19 protein-coding genes and 1 riboswitch are annotated in these 16,574 nt (G+C 71.1%); of the genes, 8 read left to right on the forward strand and 11 right to left on the reverse strand.

What is annotated here, in order from left to right; all coding sequences use genetic code 11:
* The first annotated feature begins 38 nt into the window (after positions 1-38).
* The 3 genes from ACZ7CF_RS27210 to gcvP all read left to right on the forward strand — a co-directional run bounded on the left by ACZ7CF_RS27210 (position 39) and on the right by gcvP (position 4,621).
* The gene (locus ACZ7CF_RS27210; RefSeq protein ID WP_030468959.1) at positions 39-512 is read left to right on the forward strand and encodes a bifunctional nuclease family protein; all 474 of its coding nucleotides are present in this window, start codon (positions 39-41) and stop codon (positions 510-512) included.
* A 306-nt stretch (positions 513-818) separates the two neighbouring features.
* On the forward strand, positions 819-1,385 hold the full coding sequence (locus ACZ7CF_RS27215; RefSeq protein WP_360392417.1) for a MerR family transcriptional regulator: 567 nt from the start codon (positions 819-821) through the stop codon (positions 1,383-1,385).
* A gap of 98 nt (positions 1,386-1,483) precedes the next feature.
* A riboswitch (glycine riboswitch) is annotated at positions 1,484-1,579 on the forward strand.
* Positions 1,580-1,729: 150 nt separating this feature from the next.
* The gene (gene gcvP / locus ACZ7CF_RS27220) at positions 1,730-4,621 is read left to right on the forward strand and encodes an aminomethyl-transferring glycine dehydrogenase (protein WP_470370886.1); all 2,892 of its coding nucleotides are present in this window, start codon (positions 1,730-1,732) and stop codon (positions 4,619-4,621) included.
* Between the two features lie 45 nt (positions 4,622-4,666).
* On the opposite strand, the gene ACZ7CF_RS27225 is transcribed toward gcvP, so the two are convergent.
* From ACZ7CF_RS27225 to ACZ7CF_RS27240, 4 genes are read right to left on the reverse strand one after another with little or no spacing between them, the layout of a single operon-like run.
* Positions 4,667-4,849 (reverse strand): hypothetical protein, encoded by a 183-nt coding sequence (locus tag ACZ7CF_RS27225; protein ID WP_360392411.1) that lies wholly within the window; start codon positions 4,847-4,849, stop codon positions 4,667-4,669.
* A gap of 12 nt (positions 4,850-4,861) precedes the next feature.
* Entirely contained in the window at positions 4,862-5,467 is a 606-nt protein-coding gene (locus ACZ7CF_RS27230; RefSeq protein ID WP_458430956.1) for a class I SAM-dependent methyltransferase, read from the reverse strand.
* 9 nt (positions 5,468-5,476) lie between these two features.
* Positions 5,477-6,136, reverse strand: coding sequence for a maleylpyruvate isomerase family mycothiol-dependent enzyme (locus ACZ7CF_RS27235; protein WP_360392406.1), 660 nt, complete (start codon positions 6,134-6,136; stop codon positions 5,477-5,479).
* 4 nt (positions 6,137-6,140) lie between these two features.
* A complete protein-coding gene (locus ACZ7CF_RS27240) occupies positions 6,141-6,518 on the reverse strand; it encodes a DUF3224 domain-containing protein (RefSeq protein ID WP_360392403.1) in 378 nt (125 codons plus the stop codon).
* Positions 6,519-6,567: 49 nt separating this feature from the next.
* Here ACZ7CF_RS27240 and ACZ7CF_RS27245 point away from each other — a divergent pair, with 49 nt between their 5' ends.
* Positions 6,568-7,539 (forward strand): helix-turn-helix transcriptional regulator, encoded by a 972-nt coding sequence (locus tag ACZ7CF_RS27245; RefSeq protein WP_458430958.1) that lies wholly within the window; start codon positions 6,568-6,570, stop codon positions 7,537-7,539.
* Positions 7,527-8,339: an aldo/keto reductase gene (locus tag ACZ7CF_RS27250; protein ID WP_470370887.1), complete on the forward strand. Its 813-nt coding sequence runs from the start codon at positions 7,527-7,529 to the stop codon at positions 8,337-8,339. The genes ACZ7CF_RS27245 and ACZ7CF_RS27250 overlap by 13 nt, the downstream gene beginning before the upstream one ends.
* A 39-nt stretch (positions 8,340-8,378) precedes the next feature.
* On the opposite strand, the gene ACZ7CF_RS27255 is transcribed toward ACZ7CF_RS27250, so the two are convergent.
* Positions 8,379-8,945, reverse strand: coding sequence for a TetR/AcrR family transcriptional regulator (locus ACZ7CF_RS27255; RefSeq protein WP_360392395.1), 567 nt, complete (start codon positions 8,943-8,945; stop codon positions 8,379-8,381).
* A gap of 107 nt (positions 8,946-9,052) precedes the next feature.
* On the opposite strand from ACZ7CF_RS27255, the gene ACZ7CF_RS27260 reads away from it, so the two are divergent.
* The gene (locus ACZ7CF_RS27260) at positions 9,053-9,820 is read left to right on the forward strand and encodes an SDR family NAD(P)-dependent oxidoreductase (protein WP_470370888.1); all 768 of its coding nucleotides are present in this window, start codon (positions 9,053-9,055) and stop codon (positions 9,818-9,820) included.
* 687 nt (positions 9,821-10,507) lie between these two features.
* Here ACZ7CF_RS27260 and ACZ7CF_RS27265 read toward each other — a convergent pair.
* Positions 10,508-12,214 carry a vWA domain-containing protein gene (locus ACZ7CF_RS27265; protein ID WP_470370889.1) on the reverse strand — a complete coding sequence of 569 codons (1,707 nt, stop codon included), beginning with the start codon at positions 12,212-12,214 and terminating at the stop codon, positions 10,508-10,510.
* A gap of 65 nt (positions 12,215-12,279) precedes the next feature.
* On the reverse strand, positions 12,280-13,152 hold the full coding sequence (locus ACZ7CF_RS27270) for a 3-methyladenine DNA glycosylase (protein WP_458430962.1): 873 nt from the start codon (positions 13,150-13,152) through the stop codon (positions 12,280-12,282).
* Between the two features lie 19 nt (positions 13,153-13,171).
* Here ACZ7CF_RS27270 and ACZ7CF_RS27275 point away from each other — a divergent pair, with 19 nt between their 5' ends.
* The gene (locus tag ACZ7CF_RS27275; protein WP_470370890.1) at positions 13,172-13,612 is read left to right on the forward strand and encodes an iron chaperone; all 441 of its coding nucleotides are present in this window, start codon (positions 13,172-13,174) and stop codon (positions 13,610-13,612) included.
* On the opposite strand, the gene ACZ7CF_RS27280 is transcribed toward ACZ7CF_RS27275, so the two are convergent.
* Both ACZ7CF_RS27280 and ACZ7CF_RS27285 read right to left on the reverse strand, forming a co-directional pair.
* Positions 13,609-13,854, reverse strand: coding sequence for a hypothetical protein (locus tag ACZ7CF_RS27280; RefSeq protein ID WP_360392385.1), 246 nt, complete (start codon positions 13,852-13,854; stop codon positions 13,609-13,611). The genes ACZ7CF_RS27275 and ACZ7CF_RS27280 overlap by 4 nt on opposite strands.
* A gap of 57 nt (positions 13,855-13,911) precedes the next feature.
* Positions 13,912-14,358, reverse strand: coding sequence for a winged helix-turn-helix transcriptional regulator (locus ACZ7CF_RS27285; protein ID WP_360392383.1), 447 nt, complete (start codon positions 14,356-14,358; stop codon positions 13,912-13,914).
* A 79-nt stretch (positions 14,359-14,437) separates the two neighbouring features.
* On the opposite strand from ACZ7CF_RS27285, the gene ACZ7CF_RS27290 reads away from it, so the two are divergent.
* Positions 14,438-15,094, forward strand: coding sequence for an SDR family oxidoreductase (locus ACZ7CF_RS27290; protein WP_470370891.1), 657 nt, complete (start codon positions 14,438-14,440; stop codon positions 15,092-15,094).
* 83 nt (positions 15,095-15,177) lie between these two features.
* Here the strand turns inward: ACZ7CF_RS27290 and ACZ7CF_RS27295 are convergent, their stop codons facing one another.
* Together ACZ7CF_RS27295 and ACZ7CF_RS27300 are read right to left on the reverse strand one after the other, a co-directional pair.
* Positions 15,178-15,768, reverse strand: a complete 591-nt coding sequence (locus ACZ7CF_RS27295; RefSeq protein WP_470370892.1) for a dihydrofolate reductase family protein — start codon at positions 15,766-15,768, stop codon at positions 15,178-15,180.
* 96 nt (positions 15,769-15,864) lie between these two features.
* Positions 15,865-16,545: a DUF2848 domain-containing protein gene (locus tag ACZ7CF_RS27300; RefSeq protein WP_360392376.1), complete on the reverse strand. Its 681-nt coding sequence runs from the start codon at positions 16,543-16,545 to the stop codon at positions 15,865-15,867.
* Between the last annotated feature and the right edge of the window lie 29 nt (positions 16,546-16,574).

A 16,574-nucleotide genomic window follows, 5' to 3' on the forward strand; every position in this document is an offset into this window, starting at 1 on the left:
CGGGTACTCCCCAACGAGTCAGAGGGAGGCGAGACCCGATGAGCGAGATGCGTGTCGTGGGCGTCCGGGTGGAGCTGCCCCAGAACCAGCCGATCCTCCTGCTGCGCGAAACCGAGGGTGAGCGGTACCTGCCGATCTGGATCGGCTCGGTCGAGGCCACCGCGATCGCGCTGGAGCAGCAGGGCGTGCGACCGGCCCGCCCGCTCACCCACGACCTGCTCAAGGACGTCATCGGGGCGCTGGGCCGCAACCTCGAACAGGTGCGGATCACCGACCTGCAGGAGGGCACGTTCTTCGCCGAGCTCGTGTTCGACGGCGACGTGCGCGTGTCCGCCCGCCCGTCCGACTCGGTGGCCCTCGCACTGCGCGTCGGCGTGCCGATCCACGCGGAGGAGTCCGTGCTGGCGGAGGCCGGTCTGATCATCCCGGACGAGCAGGAGGACGAGGTCGAGAAGTTCCGCGAGTTCCTCGACTCCGTGTCCCCCGAGGACTTCCGGGGCGCCGACACCTGAGTTCCCCCGACTGTCGCTGACCGTCTTGTTCGGACCCGGCGCCGATCGGTGGGGTGTCCCTCGATCGGACTACTTTCCGCACATCATGGCCGCTAAACAATCACTAAACGTCACCTGAACGTCCTAGTTCGGGTGACGGTGCGGACCCCCGCCTCAGGTTGGGGGCCAACACTCCCCGCGCGTCGCGTTGACCTGCCCTCGGAGCGGTCTTACCGTCGAACTCGAGTGGACGTCGCCGGTCTGCGCGAGTGGACCAGGCGGCTTGACGGCCCCGACTTTCGTGGCCGTTGGCGAGGGGAGGCAGGCGTGGTCGAGGAAGCGCCCTTGCGGGCCGAATCCGGGCAGCAGGGTGAGCTGTTCCCGGACTCCTCGCTGCCGGACGAACTCGTCGGCTACCGGGGACCCGCGGCGTGCCAGATCGCCGGGATCACCTACAGGCAGCTCGACTACTGGGCCAGGACCGGCCTGGTCGCGCCGACGGTGCGGATGGCGCACGGCTCCGGCAGCCAGCGGCTCTACTCCTTCAAGGACATCCTCGTCCTGAAGGTCGTGAAGCGGCTGCTGGACACCGGGGTCTCGCTGCAGAACATCAGGGTCGCCGTCGACCACCTGCGCCGCCGCGGCGTGCAGGACCTGGCGCGGATCACGCTCTTCTCCGACGGCACGACCGTCTACGAGTGCACCTCCCCCGAGGAGGTCGTCGACCTGCTCCAGGGCGGGCAGGGCGTGTTCGGCATCGCGGTGAGCGGTGCGATGCGGGAGATCAGCGGGACCATCCACGAGTTCCCGGCCGAACGTGCGGACGGCGTGGAGATCGCGCCGATGACCGAGGACGAGCTGACCCGCCGCCGCCGGGAGCGCGCCACCGGCTGACCCGCTGTCGCCGGCTCAGCCGGTTCCGTCGCTGAGACGTAGGTCGCGTCGGTGGGGACTGGCGGGCCTGCCTGCGGGTACTCTTCACGGGTAGTCGCTGAACTCAGGCGGGAGAGACCGGGTGCTGCACCCGGCGCCGAAGGAGCAAGTTCCTCCCCGGGAACCTCTCAGGCACCCAGGACCGCGTGAGCGAGACGCCTCTGGAAAGCGGATCTCTCGAGATCCCGCCGACGGTGAAAGCCCGCTCTCGTGGCGGGTGAACCTCTCAGGCGCCCGATGCCGGGTACGGACAGAGCGGGGAGGGCACCAGGACACGTGTGCCCGCAGCCCCCCGGAGGCGTTAGATGACGCAGGACCGCATTCCGCTCGCCGCTCTCGAGCACGGCACCCCGTTCGCGGACCGGCACGTCGGCCCGCGCCCCGCCGAGCTCGCCCGCATCCTCGACGTGATCGGTGTCGGATCGCTGGAGGAGCTGGCGCAGCACGCGGTGCCCTCGTCCATCCACGAGCGCGACCTGGTGCTGGACCTGCCGGCGCCCGCCACGGAGACCGAGGCGCTGGCCGAGCTGCGCGCGCTCGCCTCCCAGAACCGGCCGATGACCCAGATGATCGGCCTGGGCTACTACGACACCGTGACGCCGGGCGTGATCCTGCGCAACGTCCTGGAGTCGCCCGCCTGGTACACCGCGTACACGCCGTACCAGCCGGAGATCTCGCAGGGCCGCCTGGAGGCGCTGCTGAACTTCCAGACGATGGTCGGCGACCTGACCGGCCTGCCGATGGCCAACGCGTCCATGCTGGACGAGTCGACCGCCGCCGCCGAGGCCATGACCCTGGTGCGCCGCGCGGGCAGGGCGAAGTCGAACAAGTTCGTCGTGGACGCCGACACGCTGCCGCAGACGCTGGCCGTGATCGAGACCCGCGCCGAGCCGCTGGGCATCGAGGTCGTCGTCGCCGACCTGTCGCAGGGCATCGAGGGCCTGGGCCTGGGCGGTGACTTCTTCGGCGTGCTGCTGTCCTACCCCGGTGCGTCCGGTGTGGTCCGCGACCAGGCCGCGCTGGTGGAGGAGATCCACGCCGCCGGCGCGCAGGCCGTCGTCGTCGCCGACCTGCTGGCGCTGACGCTGCTGCGCCCGCCCGGTGAGATCGGCGCGGACGTCGTCGTCGGCACCACCCAGCGCTTCGGCGTGCCGATCGGCTTCGGCGGCCCGCACGCCGGCTACATGGCCGTCCGCTCCGGCCTGGAGCGCCAGCTGCCCGGCCGCCTCGTCGGCGTCTCCGTCGACGTCGACGGCTCGCTGGCCTACCGCCTGGCGCTGCAGACCCGCGAGCAGCACATCCGCCGTGAGAAGGCGACCTCGAACATCTGCACCGCGCAGGTGCTGCTCGCCGTGATCGCGTCGATGTACGCGGTCTACCACGGCCCCGAGGGCCTGCGCGCCATCGCGACCCGCGTGCACCGCCTGGCCACCGTCCTCGCGACGGGCCTGTGCGAGGCCGGTCTCGACGTCGTGCACGGCGAGTTCTTCGACACCGTGCAGGTGCGCGTCGAGGGCCGTGCCGCCGAGGTCGTCGCGAAGGCCCGCGAGCTCGGCATCAACCTGCGCCTCGTGGACGCCGACGTCGTGGCGGTCGCTTGCGACGAGAAGACCACGCGTGCGCACGTCGTCGCCGTGTGGGAGGCGTTCGGCGTGACCGGGTCCGATGTGGACGCGATCGACACCGACACCGCCGACGGCATCCCGTCGGACCTGCGCCGCACCTCGGACTACCTGACCCACCCGGTGTTCCACGCGCACCGCTCCGAGACCGCGCTGCTGCGCTACCTGCGCGCACTGTCCGACAAGGACGTCGCGCTGGACCGCAGCATGATCCCGCTCGGCTCCTGCACGATGAAGCTGAACGCGACCGCGGAGATGGAGTCCATCACCTGGCCCGAGTTCTCGACGCTGCACCCGTTCGCGCCGGTCGAGGACGCGAAGGGCCTGCTGACGATCGTGTCGGACCTGGAGGCGTGGCTGGCCGAGGTCACCGGCTACGACGCCGTGTCGCTGCAGCCGAACGCCGGCTCGCAGGGCGAGTTCGCCGGCCTGCTGGCGATCCGCGCCTACCACCGCGCCAACGGCAACTCCGCCCGTGACGTCTGCCTGATCCCGTCGTCCGCGCACGGCACGAACGCCGCGTCCGCCGTCATGGCCGGCATGCGCGTCGTCGTCGTGAAGTGCGACGACAAGGGCAACATCGACATGGGCCACCTGCGCACCACGGTCGCCGAGCACGCCGACGACCTGGCCGCGATCATGATCACCTACCCGTCGACCCACGGCGTGTACGAGGACACCGTCCGCGAGGTCTGCGGCCTGGTCCACGACGCGGGCGGCCAGGTGTACGTCGACGGCGCGAACCTCAACGCGCTGATCGGCCTGGCCCGCTACGGCAAGTTCGGCTCGGACGTCTCGCACCTGAACCTGCACAAGACGTTCTGCATCCCGCACGGCGGCGGCGGCCCCGGCGTCGGCCCGATCGGCGTGAAGTCCCACCTCGCCCCGTTCCTGCCGAACCACCCGCTGCAGCCCACCGCGGGCCCCGAGACGGGCGTGGGCCCGATCTCCGCGGCCCCGTGGGGTTCCGCGTCGATCCTGCCGATCTCGTGGGCGTACGTGCGCATGATGGGCGGCGACGGCCTGCGCCGCGCGACCCTGACCGCCGTGGCCGCGGCGAACTACGTGGCGCGCCGCCTGGACGAGCACTACCCGGTCCTCTACACCGGCGAGGGCGGCTTCGTGGCCCACGAGTGCATCCTCGACCTGCGCCCGATCACCAAGGCCACCGGCGTGACGGTCGACGACGTGGCGAAGCGCCTGGCCGACTACGGCCTGCACGCCCCGACCATGTCGTTCCCGGTCGCCGGCACCCTGATGGTCGAGCCCACCGAGTCCGAGGACCTGGCCGAGATCGACCGGTTCATCGACGCCATGATCGCCATCAAGCGCGAGATCGACCGCGTCGGCGCCGGCGAGTGGCCCGTCGAGGACAACCCGCTGCGCAACGCACCGCACACCGCGGCCTGCGTGACCGTCGGCGAGTGGGACCACCCGTACACCCGCGAGGAGGCCGTGTACCCGGCCGGTACCGGTGCTCCGAAGATCTGGCCGCCGGTCCGCCGCATCGACGGCGCGAAGGGTGACCGCAACCTGGTCTGCTCCTGCCCGCCCCTCGAGGCCTACAGCAGCTGATCCACACCGCGGAGGAGGGGCGCACCCAGGGGCGCGCCCCTCCTCTCACGCTCCGACCGGACAGGTCTCGTCGCCGCAGTTCTCCTGCTCGGTGATGCCCGGCCTGGTGAGGTCGTGCTCGAACGCGAAGTGGAAGCAGTCCGGGTGCATCCGCTCGAACAGCTCGAAGTCCTCCGGGGCCAGCTCCACGGCCTCACCGCACCGCTGGCACGTCTGTTCCTCTGCCACGGTGGAATGGTCTCATCCGCGCCGGGCGAACAGCACCGCGCCGTCCTCGCCGAGCAGCCACTGCGCCTCGACCGCGAACCCGGCGTCGCGCAGCCACGCCGCCACCCGCTCCGGCCGGCGCAGGTGGACGTGCACGCGCATCGGGTGCCCGCCGTAACCCCGCGTCTTCAGGTTCGTGCGGTCGCCGACGTGGAAACCCAGCTGCAGCAGCCCGCCCGGCCGCAGCGCGTCCCGGAAGTGCCCGAGCACGACCGGGACCAGCTCGTCCGGCACGTGGATCAGCGACCACCAGGCCAGCACCCCGCCGACCCGGTCGCCGAGCGGGTCGGTCATCGACCCGACCTCGAACCGCAGCCCGGGGTGGTTCCGCCGGGCGAGCGCGACCATGGCGGGGGAGAGGTCGATCCCGAACGCGTCCGCGCCGAGCCCGTGCAGCAGCGCCGTGACGTCGCCGGGGCCGCAGCCGACGTCGGCGACGGGACCGTCCACCTCCTCGGCGAACAGCCGCAACGCCGCCCGCAGGTGCGGCATCCCGTCCAGCAGGCCGCGCGTGTAGTCGGCGTAACTGGCGGCGACCGTGTCGTAGGACTCGCGGGTGTCTGCCAGCCAGTCGGTCACGCCGGGAACCTACTCCTCGAACGGCTCCGCGCGGTGCCTTCCGGACAACGCCAGCGACGAGATCCACGTGTCCGGGTCACCGTCCCAGTCCATCGCCCTGATCTGGTCCACCGACCGCCGCCCGCCGATGGCCCGCATCAGCTCGAACGACGTCGTGCGCAGCGTCCCCTCCGGCTCGCCGTGCCCGAGCACGCGGTCGCCGTGCTCCAGCACCACCCGCAGCGCGGGCACGTCGTTCTCCCGCATCCGCTGGTCGAGCTGCTGCAACGGCCGGGTCAACGCCGCACGCACCACCTGCGGGTCCCGGTCGCCGGGCACGCCCAGCGCGGCGCGCAGGTCGTGTTCGTGCGCCACGACCTCGGCGATCAGCACCGAGCCCATGGGCGTGTCGAAGAGCGGAGCGGCCAGCTCCCGGTTCGCGTCCCACTCGGCGAAGGCGTCGTCGAGCGAGTTGCCGCGGCGGTCGCGCACCTGCCGTTCACCCCACTCGCCGGACTCGACACCGTCGAACCGGCGGTCCGCGAAGTCGCGCAGACCGCCGGCCAGGTGCGCCACCACGTCCTTGACCGACCAGCCGGGGGTCGCCGCGACGGGCGTCTGCGGGTCCCGGCCGCGCACCAGCTCGGTGATGCGCTGCTGGGCGGCGTCGTAGACGGGGGCGTTGGTCATGGGCTCAGACCTCGTACTCCAGCGCGTAGGTGCCGCTGCCATCCTCCGCCCAGTCCACGGTCACCGCACCTTTCGCGCCGAGGAACCGCCCGGTGCCGTCGACGACCTCGATCGACCCCTCCACAGCGGACCGGTAGGCGCCGACGTGCCGCAGCACCAGCGTGCCCTCGTCCGTGGTGACCTCCTCGATCGCGGTCGTCCACGCCACGTCGTCGCCGTAGTACATGAGGTACCGGCAACTGCCCGTACCGCTGATGTCGCCCGCGTACCCGAACTGGACGTGCGCCTCGGTGAGCTTGCGGCCCTCGACGTCCCGGTAGGACCGGCCGTCCCAGGTCTTCTCGTCCCAGCTCTTCACTTCGATGGTTCCGGTTGCCTTCATGGACCCCACCCTGCTGGCAGAACCTGACAGTTCGTGTCAGGTTTGTGGCATGAAGTCGAGCCGGCTCATCCAGGTGCTCCTGTTGTTGCAGTCCCGCGGCCGGATGACCGCCGACGAGCTGGCGGCCCGGCTGGAGGTCTCGCCCCGGACCATCTACCGCGACGTCGAGGCCCTCGGCGCCGCCGGCGTCCCCATCTACGCCGACCGCGGCCCGGCCGGCGGCTACCGGCTCGTCGACGGCTACCGCACCCGGCTCACGGGACTGACCTCCGGTGAGGCGCGGTCGCTGTTCCTCACCGGCCTGCCCGGTCCCGCCCAGGAGCTGGGCCTCCAGGAGTTCGCCGCCGCGGCCCAGCTCAAGCTCCTCGCCGCGCTGCCCACCGAGCTGCGCGCCAGGGCCGAGCAGATCCGGCAGCGGTTCCACCTGGACACCCCGACGTGGTTCCGCGGCGACGAACCGACCGCGCACCTCGCCACCATCGCCGACGCCGTCTGGGAGCAGCGCCGCGTCCGCATGACCTACCGGCGGTGGGGGCAGCAGACCGTCACCCGCGAGGTCGACCCGCTCGGTCTGGTCCTCAAGGCGGGCACCTGGTACTTCGTCGGCAGCCTGCGCACCTACCGGGTGTCGCGGGTGCTGGAGCTGGAGGTCCTGGACGAGACGTTCGACCGGCCGGACGACTTCGACCTCGCCGCCTTCTGGGCCGGGTGGTCCGAGGAGTTCGAGGCCCGCATGTACGGCGAACGCGTCACCGTGCGCATGACCAGTGCCGGTCTCGACAAGGCGCGGTACCTGCTCAGCGGCCACCAGGCCCGGGTCGTCGCACAGCTCGCACCGCAGCCGGGGGAGGAGTTCGGCTTCCCGACCGAGTCGCTCCGGCACGCCCTGCCCGACCTGCTCAAGTTCGGCCCCGACGTGGAGGTCGTGGCACCCGACGAGCTGCGCCGCGAGGTCGTGGCCGCGATCGAGGCGATGCACCGGCTCTACAACGGTGCGAAGCTACCCGCATGGTTCCGCTGATCTCGCTGAACAACGGAGTACGGATCCCCCAACTCGGCTTCGGCGTCTTCCAGGTGCCGGAGGACCAGGTGCCCGGTGCGGTCACGACCGCCATCGAGGCCGGCTACCGCAGCATCGACACGGCCGCCGCCTACCGCAACGAGTCCGGTGTCGGCGACGCGATCGCGGGCGTGCCGGACCTGTTCGTCACGACCAAGCTGTGGAACTCCGACCAGGGCTACGACTCGACGTTGCGCGCGTTCGACGCGAGCACGCGCCGCCTGCGGCGCGACGTGCTGGACCTCTACCTCATCCACTGGCCGACCCCGCGGCGCGAGCTGTACCCGGAGACGTGGCGCGCGCTGGAGCAGCTCTACGCCGACGGCCGGGTGCGGGCCATCGGCGTCTCCAACTTCCACACCCGCCACCTGCAGCGCCTCTTCGACGAGTTCCCGACCACCCCGGCGGTGAACCAGATCGAGCTGCACCCGTTGCTGCAGCAGGAGGAGATGCGCAAGGTCCACGTGACCCACCGCATCGTCACCGAGGCCTGGTCACCGCTCGCCCAGGGTGCGCTGCTGGGCCGCCCGGAGATCACCGGCCTGGCCGAGAAGTACGCGAAGACCCCGGCCCAGATCGTGCTGCGCTGGCACGTCCAGCTCGGCAACGTCGCGATCCCCAAGTCCGTCACGCCCTACCGGATCAGGGAGAACATCGACATCTTCGACTTCGAGCTGGCCCAGGACGACATGACCGTGATCGCCGAGCTCGACAACGGCACCCGCACCGGCCCCGACCCGGACCGCTTCAACGTCGCGTGACCGCACCGGCCGAGCCACCGGTGTCCCCGGTGGCGCGGTTCACCCGGCCGTGCGCAGCCCGTCGAGGTAGAACCGCAGGAACCGCCGCCACCGGTCCGGTTCGGTGTCGACCGACTCCCTGATCACCTGCGACATCGCCCACGTCAGCGTCACGAGGTCCGCGAGCTCGAAGTCCGCGCGCAACACCCCGGCGTCCTTGGCGCGCTGGATGATCCGCTCCGCGTGCCCCATGCCGCGCCCGCACGCGCTGGTGGCCTCCTCGGACGGCACCAGCCGCCGGGCGATCGCGTCGTTCAGCCCGTGGTCCTGCGCCTGCAACGCCACCGTGCCCTCGACGAAGTCCGCGAAACCCCGCCACGGGTCGGGCGCGGCCAGCGCGGCCGCGCCGATGTCGTCGAGCACCGCCAGCCGGCTCGGGAAGATCGAGTCGATGAGCACCTGGCGCGTGGGGAAGTGCGCGTAGAGGGTGCCGATGCTGACCTGGGCCCTGCGGGCGATGTGCTCCAGCGCCGCATCGAGCCCTTGCTCACCGAACACGTCGACGGCCGCCGCGAGCAGCTTGGCGCGGTTGCGGGCGGCGTCCGCGCGCAGGGGCCTGGTTGCCATGGCGGCATTCTACAAACGCCCCCTAAGTCGAGCCTCCCCTCGACTTCTGTGATACCGTCACTCCCACAAGTCGAGGACACCCTCGAATTAGCCGGAAGGTGCAGCTCATGTCCCTCGCAGCAGTCATCGGCGTCGGCCCCGGTCTCGGCATGTCCATCGCGCACCGGTTTGGACGAGAGGGCCACGACGTGGCCCTGGTGTCCCGCACCGACACCCGGCACAGCCGCTACCTCGCCGAGCTGGCGCAGGCCGGCGTGAAGGCAGAGGCGTTCACCGCTGACGTGCGCGACCGCGACCAGCTCCTGTCCACCCTGGACCGCATCGGTGGCGAGGTCGAGGTGCTCTACTACGGCCCTGGCGCGGCCGACCCAGACCTGCCGATGAAGCCGATCACCGAGATCACCGCCGCGGACGCCCAGAAGGCGCTGACCTGGCTGTACCCGGCCCTCGACGTCGTGGGCCACGTCCTGCCGGGCATGCTCGACCGCGGCAGCGGAGCGCTGCTGTTCGCAGGCGGCCTCAGCTCAGTCGTGCCCATGCCCGGCTTAGGCGCGCTCACGATCAACGCCGCAGCCCTGCGCAACTACGCGGTGACGCTCAACGCGGCACTGGCCGACAAAGGCATCTACGCGGGCACGCTCACCATCGGCGGTCTGATCGAGCGCGGCGACATCCACCGCATGATCACCGCAAACCCCGGCCAGTACGGTGAGATCCCCACGCTGAACCCCGACGACATCGCCGAGGCGGCGTGGCAGCTGACCGTCGAACGGAACCGCGCGGAGGCCGTCTTCAGCGTCCTGGCCTGGCCACTCAGGCACTGTTCGCCGCGCCTGCGAGGCCGCCGCGCCGCCGAACTCCAGCTCCGGCGCTGAACCCCGGCCCCGCTGGACCCGCGTGGCAACCCGCCACCGCACCAGCCGCGCACCACCTGGCCACCGCACCCACCCCGACACCCAACGCCGGTCCCGCCGGACCTGCGCAGCAACCCGCCATCGCACCCGAACCGCGCAACGACTCACCGTCGCCCGCATCCACCCCGACGCCGAATCCCGGCCCCGCTGGACCCGCGTGGCAACCCGCCACCGCACCAGCCGCGCACCACCTGGCCACCGCACCCGAACCACGCAACGACTCACCGTCGCCCGCGCCCAGCCCGACGCCGAATCCCGGCCTCGCCGGGCCCGCGTGGCAACCCGCCACCGCACCCAACCGCGCGACGACCACCGTCGCCCAAGCCACCCCGACACCCTCGTCCACGACCTGGACCGACGTCCCTGTCCGCGCTACCGCGATGCCCTCGTCCGCGACCCGCCCCGACGCGCTTGTCCACGACCTGGACCGACGCCCGCGCCGACGTCCCCGTCCGCGCCAGCCCCGACACCCTCATCCACGACCCGGACCGACGCCCTTGCCCACAACCTGGACCGACGCCCGCGCCCACCCCGACGCCCCCGCCCGCGCCCACCCCGACGCCCCCGCCCGCGTCCGCCCTGACGCCCGCGCCCGCCCGATGCCCGCGCCAGCCCCGATGCCCTCATCCCACAACCCGAACCAACCACTCAGGCGGTGGTCGACAGCACCTGCCCGAGCGCGGCCTCCACACCGTTCTCGTCCTCCACCACGGACACGCTGCCCCCGGTGCTCTCCGCGATGTCGGTCAGTGCCGCCTTGTCCACCTCACCGCCGATCGCGATGAAGCTGACCGGCAGGTCCTTGCCCTTGAGCCGGGACTTCAACGCCGCCAGGTCGATGCCGCCGTCCGAGGTGCCGTCGGTGACGACCACGACCCGGTTGACCCGCCCGGCCACGAAACCGTCGTGCGCCGCCTCATAACAGGCCCCCAGCGCGGTGTAGAGCTGGGAGCCGTCGACAGTCTTGAGCCCGTCGATCGCCCTGCGCAACGCCTCGCGCTTCTCCACCACCGGACCGGTGCCCACGAGCTGCTTGTAGGGCTTGGCGCCGTCGACGGACCGCGCGAACTCCCACAACCCGAACGACCCGGACACCGACCTGTCCACCTGCCCGCGCAGGGCGGCCTTCACCTTGTCCAGCCTCGGTTTCATCGAGGTGGACACGTCCGCGAGCACGGTCACGACCTGGCCGCCGCGGTCCGCCGACGCCCACGCCGCCGACAGCTGCTGCGTGGTCGTCGCGTCAGCGGCGACCAGGTTCTCGGTCACCGCCGCCCACGACACACCAGGAGAGGGGGACGGTCGGTCCTGAGTGGACTCGACACGCAAACCGCCGTGCGCCAAGATCTTCTGCTGGTCTGGCTCGGTCATGAACTCGCGGAACGCCTGCGCCGCGCGTTCCTCCGCCTCACCGACCTCGGGGCCGGACAGCGCCACGTACGGGAAGTCCGCCACCGGTGTCGGACCGACCGGCAGCACGCCGACGAGCGGTTTGGACGGTGCCTCCTTGCCGGTGTTGTGCTTGTAGAGGTCCACTTCGGACACCGGCGTCACGCTGAAGCCCGCCGCGTTCACCGTCGCGCTGTCCCCGAGCCGCCGCAACGCCTCGCGCGTCGTGGTGGGCACCTCGGGTGGCACGGTGGCCGCGAGCTTCGTCAGGGTCGCCTTGGCGGCGTCGGAGTTCAGCGTGTCCGCGGTGACCGGGCCCTTGCCGCCGGCCAGTGCGGACTGGATCGCGAGCGCGGAGGCCGTGTTCGCGGCCGGGTCGGGCATGGCGACGCTGAACCGGCCCCAGTTCGGGCCGAACCTCTGCCAGTCGGTGACCTCGGGCATGTCCGTCCAGCGGAAGTCCTTCAGCACTGGCGCACCCGCCTCGGGTGCGGCGAGCAGCACCGGCGACGTGCCGATGGACTTCGGCGTGCCACCGACCAGCTTGGCGTTGAGCGCGGACAACCGGTTCGCCCACAACATCGAGTCCGGCACCCAGGCGTGCGGTCGCTGGCCGAGCTTCTCGGCGTCCCAGGTCCCGGTCAGACCGTCGAGCACGGCGGAGGAGTCGGCGGAGGTGACCTCGACCGCGATGCAGTGGTCGTAGACGACGGGCCGCGTGGCGCTCCAGGCCCGCGCGACCTCCGCGACGGCCTCGGCCACGCTCGGTGTCGCGGACACCCGCAGCACCGCGTCACCCTCGTTGCAGTCCTGGGCCTGCGCCTGCGCCCGCTTGTCGAGCACGCCGCCGATCCACGACCAGGCGCCCCAGCCGAGCGCGATCAGCACGACGACGGCCACGATGGCGACGGGCCACTTGGCGATCCCGCGCCGCACCTTCGCGCGCAGCGAGCGGTGTCGAGACATCGATCCCTCTCACAACTACTCAGCGGCCCCCGACGACCGGCAGCCACGCTAACAGGAGAGAACGGTCAGCGATGTGAAGTCACTCCCAGTACCGACTGGCACACGGTGACGAGTCGTTCTCGCAGCGGCCGCGACCTCGCGGCGAACTCCGCCTGCCTGCGCACGTACTCCGCGCGGCCCTCCGGCGTCTCGATCCTGACCGGCTCGTACCCGAGTCCCGCCAGGTCGTAGGGCGAGGCCCGCATGTCGAGCTCCCGCACGTCGACGGCCAGCTCGAAGCAGTCGGCGACCAGGTCGGACGGTGTCGCGGGCTCCAGCTTGTAGGACCACTTGAACAGGTCCATGTTGGCGTGCAGGCAGCCCGGCTGCTCGTTCTCGACCTGCCCCTCACGGGTGGGCAGCAGGGTGTTGAGCGGCCGCGCGGGCCCGGTGAAGAACCGGAAGGCGTCGAAGTGCCCGCACTGGATCTTGCTGGCCTCGACCACCTGGTCGGTGCCGTCGCTGCCCAGGCGCAACGGCCACGCGTTGTGCCGCACCTCCTCGGGCTGCTGCCGGTAGACCATGGCCCACTCGTGCAGCCCGAAGCACCCCAGCCGCGCCGGCCGCCGCATCGTCGCCGTGAGCAGCTCGCGCACGAAGTCGATGGTCTTGGCCCGCTGAGCGGCGAAACTGCCGACGTCGAGCGTCACGCCGCCGCTCGTGGCCCGGTAGTGCGGGAACTCCAGGTACTCGCCGGCGTCCTCCAGGACGATCCCCGGCCCCGGATGCCACCGTTCGAGCCGCACGGGCCGATGGCTGTAATAAGTGAAGAGGAAGTCCATGACGGGGTGCTTCTCCTTGCCGGCCTTCCGCTCCAGGTGCGGGCCGGTGAAGCGCCTCATGCGCGCGACGTGCCGGTCGCGCAGCTCATGCCATTCGGCTCGGGTCAGGACCTCCACGAGCGGCTACCGTACGCGCATGGTGCAGAGCAAGGCCGCCACGGTCGACGAGTACCTCGACGAGCTGACCGCAGAGCAGCGCGCCGAGATCACCGCCGTGCGCGACGTCGTCGTCGCGCACCTCCCCGCCGGCTACGCCGAGGGCGTGCTCTGGGGGATGATCACCTGGTACGTGCCGATCGAGGTCAGCGGCCCCACCTACAACGGGCAGCCGCTGAGCTACGTCGCGCTGGCCGCCCAGAAACGCCACTGCTCGCTCTACCTGACCACGGCCATGGCGCCGGGGGAGTCGTTCCGCGAGCGCTACCTCGCCACCGGCAAGAAGCTCGACATGGGCAAGTCCTGCGTGCGCTTCACCCGCGCCGCCGACCTGGCCCTCGACGTCATCGGCGACGAGATCGCCCGCTACCCGGTGGCGGAGTTCGTCGACCACGTCCAGCGCGTGACGGTCAAGCGCTAAAGCGGCGGCACCAGCCCGGTGAACGTCCGCGCGCCGTTGCAGTGCGGGCACTCGCGCCCGTTGTCGACGGTCCGCGGCGCACCACCGATGATCGCCAGCGTCGGCGCCGCGATGTAGCTCGCGCCCCCGCACAGATGGCACACCGTGCGCGGCTCCGGCGTGACGGCGAAGAGGTCGTCCGGGTCTTCCTCGTCCTCGAACTCGTCGTCCTCGGCGAACTCGTCCTCGTCGTCCTCACTCATGGTCGTCAACCTACACGGACAGCGACCGGCGACCGGTGCGCGACCACGGGTTCCGGATTAGGTCGCCGAGATCGGATCGCCCGGTGTCGTGGCGGCCCGCGTCAACGACTCCGGCGTCGCCTCACGGCCGCAGTGCGCGCACACGACCAGTGGTTCCAGCACGTTGCCGCACGAGTGCTCCCACACGAGCGGGAGGGGCCCCTTGGTCACGTAGGTGTCGCCCCACTCCTTGAGCATCAGCAACACGTTGTTCAGCGCACGGCCCGACTCGGTCAGCACGTACTCGTGGCGCGGCGGGTGCTCGGAGTACTGCCGCCGCTCCAGCACGCCGCACGCGACGAGCTTCTTCAGGCGCGCGGTCAGCACGTCGCGGGAGGCGCCGGTGTTCGCGGCGATCTGGTCGAAGCGGTGGTTGCCGAAGAAGACCTCGCGCAGCGCCAGCAGCGACCAGCGCTCGCCGACGACCTCCAGCGCGTTCGCAACGGAGCAGGTTCGCGGAGCCATGTGACCACGGTATCAGTCGGTTGGGAAATCAAACTCGGCCTGCCACAGTTGGTTTGAAATACCAACTTAGGAGGTTGTCATGGACTTCAAGGGTCAGACGGTGCTCGTGACCGGCGCGAACCGCGGACTGGGCCGTGCGTTCGCGCAGGAGCTCGTCAAGGCGGGCGCGAAGGTCTACGGCGGCGCGCGCAAGGTCGAGACCATCACCGACGAGGGCGTGGTCCCGGTGCGGCTCGACGTCACCGACGACGCGTCGGTCGTGGCGGCCGCCAAGGAGCTCGGTGACACCACGATCGTGGTCAACAACGCCGGCGTCCTCGTCGCGGGCGACGACGTCGACAGCATCAAGGCGGAGTTCGAGGTCAACTTCTACGGCCTCGTCCGCACGACGGACGCGTTCGCGCCGGTCCTGAAGGCCAACGGCGGCGGCGCGATCGTCAACGTGCTGAGCATCCTGTCGTTCGTCGGCAGGGCGGAGTGGCGCGGCTACGCGGCCTCCAAGGCAGCGGGCTGGTCGTTCACCAAGTCCTCCCGTGAGGCGCTGCGGGAGCAGGGCACGCGCGTGATCGGCGTGCACGCCGGGTTCATCGACACCGACCTGACCACCGGTATCGACGCGCCCAAGATCACCCCGCAGGACGTCGTCGCGCAGGTGCTGCGGGCGCTTGAGAACGGTGACGACGAGGTGCTGGCCGACGAGCGCACCCGCGCCGTGAAAGCCGCGCTCTCCGCCTGAGAGATGTCAGTCCCGGCGCGCAGGGGGAGTGCGGCGGCGGCCTCGGTGAACCCAGGCCGCCGCGGCGCCCCACCGCGTCGTCCTCACCCGGCTTCCGCGTAGTGCACTTTGTAGCGCAGGTGCGTGACCTCAACGCCTTCGACGACCGAGAGCGGCCCTTCGAGCTGGTAACCCTGGCCCGGTGCGAAGAACGGCGTGCCACCGCCGAGCAGCACGGGCACCAGGTCGAGCCAGATCTCGTCGACCAGCCCGGCGTCGATCGCCTGCCGGGCGACCTCGCCGGAGTTCAGGCCGACGGCCTTGTCGCCCGCGTGCGACCGGGCGATCTCGACGGCCTTCTCGATGCCGTCGCTGCAGAACGTGAAGTGCTCGGTGTTCTCCAACGGCCGATGGGTGAGCACGACGGTGTGCACGCCCATCGGGTGCCGGCCGCCCCATGCGTTCGTGTGGTCGTAGAGCTTGCGGCCCACCACCAACGCGCCGGTCGCCCGGATGAGGCCGTCGAAGTGCGCGGCGCTGGCGGGGGTCAGGTGGACGGTCATCGCGCCGGTCGGCATCGTGTACGCCACGTCGCCGGACTCGTACCAGCGGAACAGCCGGTCGAAGCCGGAGAAGTCCGGGCCCGAGACGTAGCCGTCGATCGAGGTGCTGGCGCCGGTGTAGACCTTGCCCATGTCGGGTGCCTCCCCTGTGTCGGTCAGTCACCCCTGCGTCGACTGCGCGCCGGGGATTTCGACCTGGTTCCGGGGACGCATACCGGCGCGCGCGGCTCAGCCGATCGGTTCCGGCAGCGGCGCCACCTCGTAGTCGCAGTCCAGCACGTCACCGGTCGCCGGGTCGCGCAGCTCGACGCGCCACTTCGACGCGAACTGCTGCACGCCGTGGTGCATCGGGATCGTGCCGGACAGCAGCACCGTGCCGGGCCGCAGCAGTCCCAGCTCGCGCAGCCGGTCCACCCAGTAGGCCGGCGTCAGCAGCTCGGCGAGCGTGCCGCGCTGGATCTCCACGCCGTCGGCCCACGCCGTGAGCTCGATCGCGTCGATCCGGTCGGCGACCTCGGACAACCGCCACGCCCTGCGGCCCAGCACGTCCGGGCTCGCGTTCTTGCTCCACGCGACGCCGTGCACCTCCAGCGCGCGGTCCGTGTGGTCGCACGCGACGGTCAGCAGCACGTCGTCATCGGTCACGACCAACGCCCACTCGGCCTCGCCGGAGGTGCGTGCGTGCTGCACGGGCACCACCGCGGTCTGCTGCGCGAGGTAGGGCGAAACGGGGTAGAGACTCGGCGTGACCGACGGCGCCGGAACGCCCAGTTCGGCGAGTTCGCGCACGTGAGCGGCCACGTCTTCCTGGCTGCGGCCGGCGTACCCGCCGTTGAGCAGGGTCGTCACCGCGACCTCGGTGACGGTGCCGTCGGGGAGTTCGAAGGACAGTGTGCAAGCGGTGGACATGCGGTACTCCTTGCGCATACGAGTTGTAT

This window comes from Lentzea sp. NPDC036955 (genome assembly GCF_055608005.1).